At 66.6% G+C, this 14,470-nt stretch carries 14 protein-coding genes; 6 read left to right on the forward strand and 8 right to left on the reverse strand.

Annotated elements, in window-relative coordinates; all coding sequences use genetic code 11:
• Positions 1–2: 2 nt before the first annotated feature.
• The 7 genes from AC1RLW_RS27190 to AC1RLW_RS27220 all read right to left on the reverse strand — a co-directional run bounded on the left by AC1RLW_RS27190 (position 3) and on the right by AC1RLW_RS27220 (position 7,626).
• Positions 3–1,286 carry a CpaE/TadZ family protein gene (locus AC1RLW_RS27190; protein WP_493195764.1) on the reverse strand — a complete coding sequence of 428 codons (1,284 nt, stop codon included), beginning with the start codon at positions 1,284–1,286 and terminating at the stop codon, positions 3–5.
• Positions 1,287–1,327: 41 nt separating this feature from the next.
• A complete protein-coding gene (locus AC1RLW_RS27195; protein WP_493195765.1) occupies positions 1,328–2,701 on the reverse strand; it encodes a type II and III secretion system protein family protein in 1,374 nt (457 codons plus the stop codon).
• A gap of 47 nt (positions 2,702–2,748) precedes the next feature.
• Positions 2,749–3,750, reverse strand: coding sequence for a Flp pilus assembly protein CpaB (gene cpaB, locus AC1RLW_RS27200; RefSeq protein WP_493195766.1), 1,002 nt, complete (start codon positions 3,748–3,750; stop codon positions 2,749–2,751).
• 84 nt (positions 3,751–3,834) lie between these two features.
• The gene (locus tag AC1RLW_RS27205; protein WP_493195767.1) at positions 3,835–4,335 is read right to left on the reverse strand and encodes an A24 family peptidase; all 501 of its coding nucleotides are present in this window, start codon (positions 4,333–4,335) and stop codon (positions 3,835–3,837) included.
• A gap of 21 nt (positions 4,336–4,356) precedes the next feature.
• Entirely contained in the window at positions 4,357–4,605 is a 249-nt protein-coding gene (locus AC1RLW_RS27210) for a Flp family type IVb pilin (protein WP_493195768.1), read from the reverse strand.
• Positions 4,606–4,978: 373 nt separating this feature from the next.
• Positions 4,979–6,373 (reverse strand): L,D-transpeptidase family protein, encoded by a 1,395-nt coding sequence (locus AC1RLW_RS27215; RefSeq protein ID WP_493195769.1) that lies wholly within the window; start codon positions 6,371–6,373, stop codon positions 4,979–4,981.
• 77 nt (positions 6,374–6,450) lie between these two features.
• Positions 6,451–7,626: a YybH family protein gene (locus AC1RLW_RS27220; protein WP_493195771.1), complete on the reverse strand. Its 1,176-nt coding sequence runs from the start codon at positions 7,624–7,626 to the stop codon at positions 6,451–6,453.
• 205 nt (positions 7,627–7,831) lie between these two features.
• On the opposite strand from AC1RLW_RS27220, the gene AC1RLW_RS27225 reads away from it, so the two are divergent.
• Complete coding sequence (locus tag AC1RLW_RS27225) at positions 7,832–8,836, forward strand: Bug family tripartite tricarboxylate transporter substrate binding protein (RefSeq protein WP_493195772.1); 1,005 nt, start codon at positions 7,832–7,834, stop codon at positions 8,834–8,836.
• 27 nt (positions 8,837–8,863) lie between these two features.
• Here the strand turns inward: AC1RLW_RS27225 and AC1RLW_RS27230 are convergent, their stop codons facing one another.
• Positions 8,864–9,661 (reverse strand): IclR family transcriptional regulator domain-containing protein, encoded by a 798-nt coding sequence (locus AC1RLW_RS27230; protein ID WP_493195773.1) that lies wholly within the window; start codon positions 9,659–9,661, stop codon positions 8,864–8,866.
• Between the two features lie 137 nt (positions 9,662–9,798).
• Here AC1RLW_RS27230 and AC1RLW_RS27235 point away from each other — a divergent pair, with 137 nt between their 5' ends.
• The 5 genes from AC1RLW_RS27235 to AC1RLW_RS27255 are packed head-to-tail and all read left to right on the forward strand — an operon-like array spanning position 9,799 to position 14,430.
• Complete coding sequence (locus tag AC1RLW_RS27235) at positions 9,799–10,500, forward strand: 3-oxoacid CoA-transferase subunit A (RefSeq protein ID WP_062482447.1); 702 nt, start codon at positions 9,799–9,801, stop codon at positions 10,498–10,500.
• Positions 10,497–11,144, forward strand: a complete 648-nt coding sequence (locus AC1RLW_RS27240) for a 3-oxoacid CoA-transferase subunit B (RefSeq protein ID WP_062482449.1) — start codon at positions 10,497–10,499, stop codon at positions 11,142–11,144. Before AC1RLW_RS27235 ends, AC1RLW_RS27240 begins: the two co-directional genes overlap by 4 nt.
• A gap of 33 nt (positions 11,145–11,177) precedes the next feature.
• On the forward strand, positions 11,178–12,383 hold the full coding sequence (gene pcaF / locus AC1RLW_RS27245; protein WP_062482451.1) for a 3-oxoadipyl-CoA thiolase: 1,206 nt from the start codon (positions 11,178–11,180) through the stop codon (positions 12,381–12,383).
• Entirely contained in the window at positions 12,383–13,360 is a 978-nt protein-coding gene (locus AC1RLW_RS27250) for a Bug family tripartite tricarboxylate transporter substrate binding protein (RefSeq protein ID WP_493195774.1), read from the forward strand. Before pcaF ends, AC1RLW_RS27250 begins: the two co-directional genes overlap by 1 nt.
• Before the next feature lie 56 nt (positions 13,361–13,416).
• Entirely contained in the window at positions 13,417–14,430 is a 1,014-nt protein-coding gene (locus AC1RLW_RS27255) for a Bug family tripartite tricarboxylate transporter substrate binding protein (protein WP_095948087.1), read from the forward strand.
• Positions 14,431–14,470 lie beyond the last annotated feature (40 nt).

Consider the following 14,470-nt stretch of genomic DNA (forward strand, 5'->3'; position numbering starts at 1 on the left):
GATCAGCCTTCGTTATCTCTCTTCCAGAGCCCCGTGATCTGCGCCATCAGTGCCACCCAGCGTGGGTCCTTGGCAGGCGGTTGACCGGAGACGGACATGTATTCCTGGTGCAGGGTGCGGGCCAGGCCGCCGACGGCCTGTGCATACGGATCGTTGCGGGCGGTGCGCACGAGCATTTCGCCGCGGCAACCGGCGGCGAGCAGCTGGGTGCTGCGCTCGGGCAGCACGTGCTGCAGCGGCAGCTCAAGGCGTTCGGCGATGTCCTTGGCCGACAGGCCGACGCGAGCGTCGAACTTGTTCACGACCAGAGTCATCCGCTCGGTCTCGACATTGCGGGCGCGCAGCTCCTTGAGCATGTTGGCCGTCGAGACGATGGCGCCGATGCTCTGGTCGCACACCACCCACGCGTTCTGTGCTTCGCGCACGGTCTGGGCGATGAAGTCGATGGTCGAGAAGCCGCCGAGGTCGGCGATCTGGAAGTCGAAGAAGTCGGCTAGGCGACGGATCAGCGAGACGGAATCGGCGTGCGAGATCTCGCGCACCTGCGCCAGATTGGTCGGCAGTGGCAGCACGGCGACGCCGCTGGTGTGATGCGCGAGTGCCGTGTGCAGCAGGGTCTGGTCGAGGCGTCGCAGGTTGCGCACGCCATCGACGAAGCTGAAACCGCTTTGCGTATTCAGGTACAGCAGTCCGTCGCGTGCGGGTAGGCCCAGGTCGAGCAGCGCCACGCCATGGCGGCCGTTGCGGCCTGGCGTGCGTGCGGGCGCTTGCCCCAGTTGGTCGTACAGCGTGAGCGCCAGGCTCGTGGCCAGCGTGGTGACGCCCAGGCCGGCACGCGCGCCCAGCAGGGCCAGCGTGCTGCCACGCAGGCCCCCGGGGAGCGAGCGCCGCTTTTCGAGAAGCGCGCGCAGGGTGCCCACGGCTTCATCGGGCGTGGCCGAGAGGTCGATGAAGTCGTCCACACCGGCGCGAAGGGCGGCCAGCATCGCCGCGGGTTGCGACGACACACCGGCGGCCAGCACGGGCAGGGTGGGCCAGTCGCGCTTCAGGCGTTGATGGAGCTCGCTGGCTGCGGTGGCTTGCTCGGGAGAGAAGTCGATGAACACAGCCACGGGGCCGAGCAGGGAAATGCGCTCGTCGATCGTCTTCGTGTCCTGGCTCAGGACGACGACCGAGCCTTCGTGGCTCAGGGCGTCTGTCAGCCAGGTGATGTGGCCGCCGTTGGCTGACGCGAACAGGTAGGTTTCGCTGCCAGTTTCCGGAAGGTTGTCGCGTGGGGCGTTCATGGTGCCGTTCTGCGATGCGCGATTCGTAAGACCGTCATCCATCAGCGGGAGAAGCCCGGCACCGCCGTGTTGGCTGCGCCGCCGAGGAAGTGCGAGCGCCACACGGGGCCGTCGCGCTGTTCGGCGCCGCCTGGGAGGTAGGGCGTCAGATCGGTGTTGCGGGCAATCGGCTTGACCAGATGCGGGGTGACGAGGATCACCAGTTCCTTCTCGCTCATCTGGTACTTGTTCTGGCGGAAGAAGGTGCCCAGGATCGGCAGGTCGCCAAGAAGCGGGACCTTGTCGACATTCGAGGTGGTAGTGCGGCTGACGAGGCCGCCGATGATGAAGCTTTCTCCGTCTCCCAGTTCTACCGTGGTGTCGGCGCGCCGGGTGCTGATCGCGGGTACGGCGACGCCGCCGATGCTGAGCGAGTTGGTGTAGTCGAGGTCGCTGGCTTCGGGCGCCACCTTGAGCACGATGCGATCGTTGGACAGCACGGTGGGCGTCACAGTGAGGCCGATGCCGAAGGGTTTGTATTCAATGCTCGTGCTACCCAAGCCTTGTGGAGCGGGAACCGGCAGCTCTCCACCGGCCAAGAAGCTGGCACTCTGGCCCGACATTGCCACCAGAGTGGGTTCGGCGAGCACCCGAGCCATGCCATTGCCTTCGAGGAAGCCGACATTCACGCCAATTCCGGCTTTGCCGAAGTTGAACAGCAGGCCGAACGCTTGTGCCAGCGGGTTGCCGAATTCGCCGCTGATGGAGCCATTGGGCGCGAAGGTGGTGCTGCCAAGCGAAGACGGACCGAAAACCCCGAAGCTGAACCCGTTGGAGTTCGCACGTGTGCTGAAGATATTCAGGCCGGCCTGTTTGAGCACACTTCGATTGAACTCAACGACCTTCACTTCAACTTGAACGGTGTTGCTGCGCACGGCCACGACGGAACGATCTATCAGCTCAGTCTTGTCCGCTGCACCGGCCATTGCCGTATCGCGCGCTTGCTGATGCGCGGCGACGCTGTCCAATGTTCCGGTCAGATTGGTTGCCCTGCGTCGTACTTCGATGGCATAGGTGGTCGCCGCGGCATTGCCCTTTTCCCAGATCATGAGAGTGGTGCGACCGGCCGACTTGCCGGTGACGATCAGACGTGCCGCCGGTGCATTCGGCGTCTTGCGCGTGATGGTGACAGCTGCTACAGCCTCATCGGCGATCGCCATTCGCTCGATGCCCTTGTCAATCAGCAACTCCTGTTGAGTGCCGGCGGTGAGGACCACCGGACGCGGAGACACGGTGCGCACGAGCGGCGCATCCGCGGCGCCGGTGGTGAGCGGCCAAGCCGCAGGGGTCAACGCACAGAGCGCGATAAGCGACGAACGCAGCAGCGACGGGGCGCCTGGATGGCTGCTCGACAGTTCGCGTGGCGTATGGAGCATGTGGCTTCTTTCTTGTGTGACGGACGTGACGGCGATGCGCACCGCGATCAGTAGCTGACGGTTTCGCTGCGTTCGCCGCGAATAACTTCGACTTGGAGGCCGCCGCGACCGGTGCCGGTTTGGGGCGAGCGCGGACCGCTGGAGATGGCACGCGCTTCAAGTGGAAAAGCTCTGTTGGCGAAGGCCTTGCCACCTGTGACAAGGTCCACGGCAGTCAGCCCGGCTTGGGCACGGTCGAGTCCGTCCAGCGGGTCGCGGCGAGGTTCCCCCGGGCGAGACGTTGCAGGCTGTAGTGCGGTGGGAAGTGTGGCGAAGAGCTTGGGGTCGGGTTCTGCCATGTCGCTGGGGTTACGCAACGCCAGCATCAGCCGGCCTGTGGCGTCACCGATCGTGAGGCGGTTGACGTCGTCCACGGGAACGGCGAGAACCGCGGTGCGAGCGGCCTCGGTGCGCTGGGCTTGTTGTGCTTGCTGCTTGTCTATCGCCTTTGAGGGAAGGCCATCAACCGAGGCAGAGCCATAGGCGAGGACACGCTTGCGAGAAAGCAGCAGTCGTGCCTGGCTGCGGTCCACATCCCTCCCGTCCGACTTCAAGGTGATGAACACGTCGACGAAGTCTCCGGGTTGAATCCTGTTGCCGACGCCCATGATCTCGTCGGCCTTGATGGCAACCGCTCGCTGGCCCTCCTCCAAACGAAGTGACAGGCCCGAAACCAGTTGGTTCTCCATCACAGGCGTGCCTTCCGAAAGGTCCAGCACCGGAACTCGCCCCGCCGCGGTTGCCACATCCTGGAAAGCACCAACTGGATTAACGGTAAGGCGTTCGACGCGCAGGCCGTCGGCGGGAATGACCTGACCTGCCGGCAACGGTTTGGCTGCGACGACGACTGCGTGCGTGACCGTTGGTGGGCTTTGGGTCTGCGTTGCTGCCGGCGCCGGAGTCATGGCGATCTTTGGTGCCGGCTGCCGGCCGAGCATCCAAGCGTAGACCCCCAGCGCGATGGCCAGAAGAACCAAGACGGCTGCGATGATTTTGGTGAGATTGATCATGAGCGGCGAACTGAATGAGAGGGGCAAGCGATCATGGAAAGGAGATGAAGGGCCTGCGAGACGGGCAGAGTTGACTGGTGTTGGCTAACTCTGTCGCTCCCAAACCATCCAGGCCGCAGCGGCCAAGGCGAGATAGGCCGCATAGGGAACGATGCGAAGCCGGCCGGGTGAGCTGCCGGAATCAGAAATACGAGCTGGACCCGCCAGCATCAAGGAAAGTCGCGGGAATAGAGGCCAGCGTGTCAAGACAAGCCAGAGGACGCTGTGGACGCCCGCTAGCAAGCTGGCCACGATCCAAATGGGAATCAGGGCCGGCAACCCTACCCACAACCCTAGAGCTCCAGCGAATTTCACGTCGCCTGCTCCCATAAGTCCGGTTGCATAGAAGAGGAGCAGAAATCCGAAGCCTGATGCTGCGCCCACAAGTGCCGCGGTCCAACTGAGACCAAAAGGTTGTGAGCCCGAAGCGATGGCTGCCAGGGCCAGAGCAGCCCCGGCCAGCACAAGAGCATTCGGGACGCGGCGCTTTCGAAAGTCATAGACAGTAACGAAGAGCAGCCACAGCAGACAGGCCTGTATGAACACCAGTCGCTTTTCTGGGGGGTATTAGCTGCCAGAACCTCCGCCGCTCGGTGCTGGTGCAGCCGGCAGCGCATTGGTGATATTCGTAAAGACACGAGCCAGTCGTGGGCCCAAGCCATCTGCGGTGGTCAGAACAGTCACGATCGCAATAGAAATCAGCCCCGCAATAATTCCATATTCAATTGCGGTAGCACCCTCTTCATCGCGCAGAAAACGAGTAATAGAACTAAGCATGGTGATCTCCTGAAAGGAAGTGTTAACAAAGGCTGGCACGGTGGATGTTATACAGCGTAACTCCGTGTATCAACAGGAGAAACACACCGGATCGAGTCCCGGATGTGCTACTCGGAGGGGTAAAGCAGGAAGGCGGCCAGCCTCGCTCGGCCCCCACAACGGGGCAGAAAAGGTCACTTATTCACAGTCTGGAGATGTTCGTTTCCCTCTGTAAACCGCATGCACACTGGCATGGACGAGGGGAACGCGTTACGGGCGTGGGAACGTCCGAAAGTTGAACGTTACGGGAACATGCCCGTTACGTGTTACGTAGCGCGGTACCTAGGAGTGCAATTTGTAACACTCGACAAGGCGGCTCCGTTTGGGCAATAAATCACACTTTTGGGGCCGAGACCCCTTCAGTGATGTGGGCTCAGCCGAGGATTTCTTCGTGGAAGAGCTTCCACTCGCCGCCCTGGCGCAGCCAGTACTGGCGGCGGGTGCGGCCGTTCTTCTCGCCCTCGAACACCTCGCCGAAGGTGGCGACCATGGTGTCCTCTGTGTCGCGCCAGTGCAGGTACGACGTGTCCTTGATTTGCACTCGTTTACCTTGTGCGTAGGTCAATTCGTCGCGGAGTACCGCATCGGCGTCGACGGGCTTGCGGCTGGCGCGCTGGAAATCCGGCAAATAGAATTTTTTCAATTGCGCTTCATTGCCGCTGGCGCGCGCGTCTTTCCAGGCGGTAATTGAATCGGCGAATTTCTTTGTTTCTTTTTCGGCCTGCGGCTGCGAAATCCATTGCAGGCTGCGCGCGGTGACGACGGGGGTGGCGCCGATCTGGACCTTGCGCAGCAGCTGCTTGAGGTCGGGGTTGGCCATGACGACGCAGCCGTCGCTGGCCAGCGGCGCCCGTGCGAACTGCTGGGGCGGGGTGCCATGCAGCCAGATGCCGCTGCCGGTCTTGCCGCGCCGCACGTCGTACGGGTTGGGGTAGTTGATGGGCAGGGCGCCGGCGCCGTAGAAGTCTTTCAGCGAGCGCGGATCGAGGCTGCTGGTGATGTAGTACACGCCCAGCGGGGTGCGCGCGTCGCCTTCGACGGCCTTGTCGGTGCCCGACTTGCCGACGGAGATGTAGTAGTCGGCAACGAGCTTCAGGCCCTTGTCGGAGTTCTCGAACAGGTACAGCCGCGAGCGCGAGGCGTCGACGGCAATGGCGAAGCGGCTGCGGGTCGAGAGGGTGAGGAACTGCGAGGGCACGGTGCCGGCGGGCGGGCGTTCGCGCAGGGCCTGCAGGCGGCGGCGCGATTCCTCGTGCAGCTCGACCATGGCCGGGTTGCCGCGCAGGCGCGCGATGCCGGCGGTGTCGGGCATGGCGTTCGAGGGCGGCACCTGCGCTGCGAGCAGGTCGCCGTACACGAGCTGCGCGAGCTGGAAGTTCGGGTGGTCGCGCACGAGGGTCTGGGCCTTGGCCAAGGCCTCGCGGGTCTTGCCGCGGCCGAACAGTTCGTAGACGCCGATCAGGCGGGCCTCGGCGCCGCTGGCTTCCTGCAGCGGCGCGGCGGTTCTGGCGGTCTTGCGGGCCGGGCGCGTGGCGCTGGCGTTGTCTGCCGCGACGGCGGACCGCTTGCCCTTGGCTTGCAGCTGCGTCTTGCTGGCGCCGCTCCCGGCCTTGGCGCCTCGGGCTTCCTTGGCAGACGCGCGGCTGCCGCCCGCCTTGGCGGCCTTGGTGCCGCTGGTCTTGGCGGTGGCCGACTTGCTGGAACTGTTGCTGTTGTTGGCTGCGAGCGCGGCGCCGGGCGTGGCCAGCAGGAGCGCAGAAGCGGCCATCAAGGCCGCGAGCAGCTTCCCGCTCCGCAGCGGGAACGGGAGGGTCTGAAGCCGGCCGTGCCGGACGATGTCTGCCACTAGCCGCCGACGCTTTCCTTGCGAATGTGCCACTGGTTGCCGGAGCGTTGCAGCTCGAGCGTCTTACGGCTCGCGATGTTGAGGTTGTCGGCGCGGTAGATCTGGCGGAACTTGGCGGTGGCGGTCTGTCCGTCGACCTTGATCGCGAGGTTCTCGAGGTTCACGCTGATGCTGGACTTGCCGACGATGCGGGCGCGGCGGTCTTCTTCCCAGGCCTTGCGGCTCTGGCCGCCGGCGGGCACGAAGTCGCTGCCGTAGGCGGCGAGGTAGCGGTCCATGTCCTGGCTGGCCCAGGCCGAGGCCCAGCCGCGCACGACGGATTCGATCTCGGCGTTGGAAGCCGGGGCTGCAGCAGGCGCTGGTGCCGGTGCCGGTTCAGGCGTCTTGGCCGCCGGCGCGGGGGCTGCGGCCACCTTGACGGGGGGGGCGACAGGCGCGGCGGCGGGTGCCGGCGCGGGCGCAGGCGAGGCCTTGGCGACGGGCGCAGGAGCGGGCACGGGTGCCGGAGCAGGTGCCTTGGCGACCGGTGCGGGCGCAGGCGCCGGGGCGGGAGCCTTCGCAGCCGGAGCCGGTGCAGGCGTCGTCGTGGCCGAAGCCACGAGGGTCGAGCCCTTGGAGCCGGCCGCCGGCGGTGCGGTGAAGAGCGTGCGAATCACGGCCAGCTTGGGCTGCACCGCGGTGTTGTTCTGGTCGAGCTGCAGCGCCTTGCTGTAGGCCTGGCTGGCCAGTCGCGCGTACACGTCGCCGAGGTTTTCCTGGGCGGTGGCGTAGCTGGGGTTGGTGCGAATGGCGCTTTCGAGGGCGTTGCGGGCCTTGTCGAACTGGTTCTGGCTCGCGTAGATGACGGCGAGGTTGTTGAACGGCTCGGGCAGCTCGGGCGCATCCTGCGTGAGCTGCGTGAAGGCGGCGATGGCCTCGGCGCGCTTGCCGGTGTCGAGCTGGATCACGCCCTTCAGGAAGCGCATCTGCGGATCGCGCGGCTTGTCCTTGAGGAAGGCCTCGGCCTTGGTCATGGCCTCGTCGAGCTTGCCGGACTGCATCAGGCGGTCGACCTCTTCGTGCTCGGTCGCGGCCAGCGCGGGAAGCGCGGCGCCGCAGGCCGCAACGGCCAGGAACAGGGCGCGCACGGTGGGGGAGAAGCTGAAGCGGGCGCGAGGCCGGGGGCTCTTGGGCATTGCGGACAAGACCTCGTTGGTGGGGAAGGGGAATGCGGCAGGCATTGTAAATGCGCCCGTCACCTCTGGATACCAAGCTGACGGAGCCCTGCGATGGCCCTATTCACAGTTGTGCTGAACTTGTGCGCTGCAGCATCATCATGTAACGTCTCGTAAGCAAAATGCACGTGTTTACCCTGATTTTTCCAACCCTCCGGAGTCCGTCTTGAAGATCACCAAACGCCGCCTGCTCGAAGGCGGCGCTGCAGCCATTGCCACCTCGCTGTTCACGCCGGCCTCGTGGGCCCAGCGCGCAGCAGGCGGCGATGCCGCCTGGCCAACCAAGCCCGTGCGCATCCTCGTGGGCTTTCCGGCCGGTGCCTCGCCCGACCTGGCGGCGCGCGCCATCGCGGAGCCGCTCTCGAAGCTCCTGCGCCAGCCGGTGACGGTGGAGAACAAGCCCGGCGCCAGCGGCAACCTCGTGGCCGCCGAAGTGGCCAAGGCCACGGACGACCACACGATCGGCGCGCTGATCAACGGCAACCTCACGATCGCCAAGCTGCTGAACCCCTCGCTCGACTTCGACCCCGAGAAAGACTTCGCACCCGTCGGCCTGATCGGCACCGCGCCGCTGGTGCTGGTGGTGTCGGGCGGCGCCACGGGCAAGTCTGCGGCCGACCTGCTGCTGTGGGTGCGCAACCTGGGCAGCGCCGGCAAGTACGGCACGCCGGGCGTGGGCACGGTGGGCCACCTGGGCATGGAACTGCTCAAGAGCCGCGCGGCCATCACCGCGCAGCACAAGCCCTACACCGGCAACCCCCAGGTGATCGCCGGCATCCTCGCGGGCGAGATCCAGCTGGCGCTGCTGCCGCCGGGCCTGGCGATGCCGCACGTGAAGTCGGGCAAGCTCAAGGCCATCGGCGTGACCTCGCCCGAGCGCAGCCCGCTGGTCAACGAGCTGCCGACGATCCGCGACGCCGACGTGCGTGGCGCCGACCTCGAGATCTGGACCGCGCTCGCCGCGCCCGCCAGCATGAAGCAGGCAGCGGTGGCCAAGCTCAATGCCGCGCTGGTCGAGGTGATCAGTTCGCCCGAGGTGAGCGGCGAGCTGCTCAAGACCGGCTGGCAGGCGCAGCCCGGTTCGCCCGACACGCTGGCCAAGCGCATGCGCGCCGACACCACGCGCCTTGGTGGCGTGATCCTCATGAAGGGCATTCGCTCCGAGGCTTGAGCCTTCGCGAGGGCGACCGCGCTGCGGCTACAGCAGCGCCGACACCTGCCGTGCCGCATCGATCAGCGCCGGCAGCATCGTCTCCTGCATCACCTTCGCACTCGTGCGGTTCGCCTGCCCGCTGATGTTCAGTGCGGCCACCATGCGGCCCTGCCGGTTCACGATGGGCGCGGCCACGGAGATCAGGCCTTCTTCCAGTTCCTGGTTCACCAGGCACCACTGCTGCTTGCGCGCCTGGGCCACCTTGGCCATGAGCGCGTCGATGTCGGTCACGGTGTGCTTGGTCAGCGCCTCGAGGTTCGAGGCCTCGAGGCGCGCGCGTACCTCGTCGTCGCTCAAGTCGGCCAGCAGCAGGCGGCCCAACGAGGTGCAGTACGCCGGCAGCCGCGAGCCCACGCCCAGGCTGATGCGCATGATCTTCTGCGTCGGCACGCGCAGCACGTAGACGATGTCGGTCGCGTCGAGCACGGCGGCCGAGCACGACTCCTGCACCTGCTGCACCAGCGCCTCCATCACGGGCTCGGCGCGGTTCCAGATCGGCATCGACGACAGGTAGGCAAAGCCCAGGTCGAGGATGCGCGGCGTGAGCGTGAAGAGCTTGCCGTCGGTCACCACATAACCCAGCGTCTGCAGCGTGAGAAGAATGCGCCGCGCCCCCGCACGCGTGAGGCCGCTGCTGGCCGCCACCTCGCTCAGGGTCTGGTGCGGTGCGCTCGCGCTGAACGAGCGGATCACCTGCAGGCCGCGCGCAAAAGACTGCACGTAGCTGTCGCCGGGAGCGGGCGTGTCGGTGGCGGAACTGGCGGAAACGGGGTGGGTTGCCATGGCGAGCGATCCTCTCTAAAATTCATTATACGAACAAAAGTTCTTTAGGCGAACAAATTGCGATTCGCGAGGAATCGTGAATTCGGCAGGGTGTTCGGACCGTTCGGTTTCTTTCTTCACTCCCGGAGACAAGCTTCATGATCAACAAGATCGCGCGCTCGGTCGCCGATGCCCTGGCAGGCATCCAAGACGGCGCCACGGTGCTCATCGGCGGTTTCGGCACCGCCGGCATTCCAGGCGAACTCATCGACGGCCTCGTCGAGCAGGGCGCCAAGGACCTCACGGTCGTCAACAACAACGCAGGCAACGGAGAGACGGGCCTGGCGGCGCTGCTCAAGGCCGGCCGCGTGCGCAAGATCATCTGCAGCTTTCCGCGCCAGGCCGACAGCCAGGTGTTCGACGGCCTGTACCGCAGCGGCAAGATCGAACTCGAACTGGTGCCCCAGGGCAACCTCGCCGAACGCATCCGCGCGGCGGGTGCCGGCATCGGCGCCTTCTTCTGCCCCACGGGCTACGGCACGCAACTGGCCGGCAACCGCGAAACGCGCGAGATCGACGGCGTGCAGTACGTGCTCGAGTACCCCATCCACGGCGACGTGGCGCTCATCAAGGCCGAGCGCGGCGACCGCTGGGGCAACCTGGTCTACCGCAAGGCCGCGCGCAACTTCGGCCCGGTGATGGCCATGGCGGCGAAGAAGACCATCGCCACCGTGCACGACATCGCCGAGCTCGGCACCCTCGACCCCGAGACCATCGTGACCCCGGGCATCTTCGTGCACCAGGTGGTGCGCATCGAACGTGTCGCCACGCAAGCCGGTGGCTTCAAGAAGGCAGCATGACCATGGCATACACCCGTCGCACCAAAGACCAACTGGCAGCCCGCGTCGCGCAAGACATCTTCGACGGCGCCGTCGTCAACCTCGGCATCGGCCAGCCCACGCTCGTGGCCAACCACCTGCCGCAGGGCCGCGAGGTCATCCTGCAAAGCGAGAACGGCATCCTCGGCATGGGCCCCGCGCCGGAGGCCGGCGAAGAAGACTACGACCTCATCAACGCCGGCAAGCAGCCCGTCACGCTGCTGCCGGGCGGCTCGTTCTTTCATCACTCGGACAGCTTCGCGATGATGCGCGGCGGCCACCTCGACATCTGCGTGCTCGGCGCGTTCCAGGTGTCGGCCACCGGTGACCTGGCCAACTGGCACACGGGCGAGAAAGACGCCATTCCCGCGGTCGGTGGCGCGATGGACCTGGCCATCGGCGCCAAGCAGACGTGGGTCATGATGGATCTGCTCACCAAGCAGGGCGCGAGCAAGCTGGTGCAGCAGTGCACCTATCCGCTCACCGGCATCGGCTGCGTCAAGCGCGTGTACTCCGACCTCGCCACGCTCGAATGCACGCCGCAGGGCCTGAAGCTCGTCGACACCGTCGAGGGCCTGAGCCGCGAAGAACTCGAGACGCTGGTCGGCCTTCCGATCGCCGCTTGATCCCATCCAAGTAATCAGAGAGAGACAACTCACATGACCACCCAAGCCTTCATCTGCGACGCCGTCCGCACCCCCTTCGGCCGCTACGGCGGTTCGCTCAGCAGCGTGCGCACCGACGACCTCGGCGCCGTGCCGCTGCGCGCACTGATCGAGCGCAACAAGAACGTCGACTGGCAAGCGGTGAGCGACGTGCTCTACGGCTGCGCCAACCAGGCCGGCGAAGACAACCGCAACGTCGCGCGCATGTCGGCGCTGCTCGCGGGCCTGCCGATCGAAGTGGGCGGCGGCACCATCAACCGCCTGTGCGGTTCGGGCCTCGATGCACTGGGCACCGCTGCGCGCGCCATCCGCGCCGGTGAAGCCGGCCTGATGATCGCTGGCGGCGTCGAAAGCATGAGCCGCGCGCCCTTCGTCATGCCCAAGGCCGAGAGCGCCTTCAGCCGCAACAACGCGGTGTACGACACCACCATCGGCTGGCGCTTCGTCAACAAGCTCATGAAGGCGCAGTACGGCGTCGACTCGATGCCCGAGACGGCCGAGAACGTGGCCACCGACTACAAGATCGAGCGCGAAGCGCAAGACCTGATGGCGCTGAACTCGCAGCTGCGCGCCGTGGCTTCGCAGAAGTCCGGCTTCTTCGACGCCGAGATCGTGCCCGTGAGCGTGCCCCAGAAGAAGGGCGACGCCCTTATCGTCAACAAGGACGAGCATCCGCGTGACACCACGCTGGAGGCGCTGGCCAAGCTCAAGCCCATCGTGCGCCCCGACGGCACCGTCACCGCCGGCAATGCCAGCGGCGTGAACGACGGCGCCTGCGCGCTGCTGCTGGCCGACGAAGCCAGCGCCGCCAAGCACGGCCTCACGCCGCGCGCCCGCGTGGTCGGCATGGCCACGGCCGGTGTCGCGCCGCGCATCATGGGCATCGGCCCGGCGCCCGCCACGCAGAAGGTGCTGGCGCTCACCGGCCTCACGCTCGACCAGATCGACGTCATCGAACTGAACGAAGCCTTCGCCGCACAAGGCCTTGCCGTGCTGCGCCTGCTGGGCCTGAAGGACGACGACGCGCGCGTGAACATCAACGGCGGCGCCATCGCGCTGGGCCACCCGCTCGGCGCCAGCGGCGCACGCCTGGCCACCACCGCGGTGAACCAGCTGCACAAGGGCGGCGGCCGCTACGCGCTGTGCACGATGTGCATCGGCGTGGGGCAGGGCATTGCCGTGATCCTGGAACGCGTCTGATGGCGCTCGCCCGACGCGAGCTGCTGCTGGGCCTGCTGGCAGCAGCGGGCCTGCCCGTGCATGCGCAACAGGCCGACGGCAAGCCGATCCGCATCGTCGTGCCCTTCGCGGCCGGCGGCGGCAACGACGTGTTCGCGCGCCAGATGGCTAAGGGCCTGGGCGAGGTGCGCAAGTCCGGCGTCATCGTCGACAACAAACCCGGCGCGGGCGGCAACCTCGGCACCGAGCAGGTGGTGCGCAGCACGCCCGACGGCAGCACGCTGCTGCTGGGCCACACGGGCACCGTGTCGATCAACCCGGCGCTGTACAAGGGCCTGAAGTTCGACGCCCGCAAGGACCTCGTGCCCGTGGCCATGTTCGCCTCGTCCGCGCTCGTGCTCGTGGTGCCCGGGGCCTCGAAGGTGCGCAGCGTGGCCGACCTCGTCAAGGAGGCCAAGGTGCGCCCGGGCCTGCTCGACTACGCGTCGAGTGGCAGCGGCACCGGCGGCCACCTCACGGGCGAACTCTTCGCGCAGCGCACCGGCACGAAGATCAATCACATTCCCTACAAGGGCACCAACCCCGCGCTCACCGACCTCGCGGGTGGCCAGGTGCAGATGATGTTCAGCGTCATCCCGCCCGCGCTCGCGCTGGTCAAGGGTGGGCGTCTGCGCGCCATTGCCGTCACCGGTGCCAAACGCCTGCCGTCGCTGCCCGACGTGCCCACCGTGGCCGAGTCGGGCCTGCGCGAACTCGCGGGCTTCGAGAGCACGCTCACCTACGGCATCCTCGCGCCGCGCGGCACGCCCGATGCGTTCGTGAAGACGCTGTCGGCGCAGATGCTGCAGGTGGCGGGCGGCGCCGAGTTCCAGTCGCGCCTGGACGTGGAAGGCGCCGTGCCGCTGCTCGGCGGGCCGGCCGAGTACGCCGCGCTCATCGCGAAGGAAAGCGCGCTGTGGGCCGGCATCGTCAAGGCCTCGGGCGCGTCGGTCGACTGAGCGGCGACGCACCGCTTCCCACCCATCAACGATTCATCAAACCGGAGACTTCCCTCATGTCCTTCTTCCGTTCGTCGCTTTCGCGCCGCGCCATCGCAGCGGCCGTGCTGGCCCTGACCGCCGGCGGCCTGCTGCCGCTGACCGCTTCGGCACAGCAACAACCTGCGGCCTTCCCGACCAAGCCCGTGCGCATCATCACGCCGTTCCCGGTCGGCGGTGGTCCGGACGGCGTGGCCCGCCTCGTGGCCGACAAGCTCTCGCGCGCCTGGGGTCAGCCGGTGGTGGTCGAGAATCGCCCGGGCGGCAACGGCTTCATCGCCATCGACGCCTTCAAGCGCGGTGCCAAGGACGGCCACGACATCATCGTGCTCGACAACGTGCACCTGGCCGCGTACCCGGCGCTGTTCAAGAAGCTGCCATACGACGCATCGAAGGACTTCGACGCGCTGCTGCCGCTGTTCAAGACCTACTTCTTCTTCACCGTCGCGACCAACAGCAAGTACAAGACCGTGGGCGACCTGATCGCCGACGCCAAGGCCAACCCCGGCAAGCTCGACTACGGCTCGTGGTCGGTCGGCAACCCGGTGCACCTGGGCTCGGAACTGTTCGAGTCGGCCACCGGCACGCAGATGGAGCACGTGATCTACAAGGAGACCACGCAGCTGTACACCTCGGTCGCCACCGGCGAGCTGGCCTTTGCGCTGGGCAGCAGCGCCACCGCCGGCCCGCTGCAGCGCGCCAACAAGCTGCGCTTCCTGGCGGCTGCCGCGCCCCAGCGCGTGGCCGCCTTCCCCGACGTGCCGACCGTGAGCGAATCGGGCGGCCCGAAGGGCTTCGAGGTCATCGGCTGGAACGCCATCGCCGTGCCGAAGGGCCTGCCGGCTTCGGTCACGGACAAGATCAAGCGCGACATCGAGAAGGGCCTGGCCGAACCCGACGTGCTGGAGAAGTTCAAGAGCTTCGGCTACGAGCCGTTCCCGACCACGCGCCCGCAGTTCGACCAGTTCGTGGCAACGGAAACGAAGCGCTTCACCGACGTGATCCGCAAGGCGAACGTGTCGCTGGACTGACAGCGCGCGCCCCGGGGCGCATCCGCAACGAACAAGGCAC

It is taken from the genome of Variovorax sp. GW822-FHT04A09, assembly GCF_058801005.1.

What these genes read in the sequence shown, in the direction of transcription:
- AC1RLW_RS27190 (WP_493195764.1), bottom strand. Translation starts at nt 1,286, where the DNA reads ATGAACGCCCCACGCGACAACCTTCCGGAAACTGGCAGCGAAACCTAC.
- AC1RLW_RS27195 (WP_493195765.1), bottom strand. Translation starts at nt 2,701, where the DNA reads ATGCTCCATACGCCACGCGAACTGTCGAGCAGCCATCCAGGCGCCCCG.
- AC1RLW_RS27230 (WP_493195773.1), bottom strand. Translation starts at nt 9,661, where the DNA reads ATGGCAACCCACCCCGTTTCCGCCAGTTCCGCCACCGACACGCCCGCT.
- AC1RLW_RS27215 (WP_493195769.1), bottom strand. Translation starts at nt 6,373, where the DNA reads ATGGCCGCTTCTGCGCTCCTGCTGGCCACGCCCGGCGCCGCGCTCGCA.
- AC1RLW_RS27250 (WP_493195774.1), top strand. Translation starts at nt 12,383, where the DNA reads ATGGCGCTCGCCCGACGCGAGCTGCTGCTGGGCCTGCTGGCAGCAGCG.
- AC1RLW_RS27255 (WP_095948087.1), top strand. Translation starts at nt 13,417, where the DNA reads ATGTCCTTCTTCCGTTCGTCGCTTTCGCGCCGCGCCATCGCAGCGGCC.
- cpaB (WP_493195766.1), bottom strand. Translation starts at nt 3,750, where the DNA reads ATGATCAATCTCACCAAAATCATCGCAGCCGTCTTGGTTCTTCTGGCC.
- pcaF (WP_062482451.1), top strand. Translation starts at nt 11,178, where the DNA reads ATGACCACCCAAGCCTTCATCTGCGACGCCGTCCGCACCCCCTTCGGC.
- AC1RLW_RS27220 (WP_493195771.1), bottom strand. Translation starts at nt 7,626, where the DNA reads ATGCCCAAGAGCCCCCGGCCTCGCGCCCGCTTCAGCTTCTCCCCCACC.
- AC1RLW_RS27240 (WP_062482449.1), top strand. Translation starts at nt 10,497, where the DNA reads ATGACCATGGCATACACCCGTCGCACCAAAGACCAACTGGCAGCCCGC.
- AC1RLW_RS27235 (WP_062482447.1), top strand. Translation starts at nt 9,799, where the DNA reads ATGATCAACAAGATCGCGCGCTCGGTCGCCGATGCCCTGGCAGGCATC.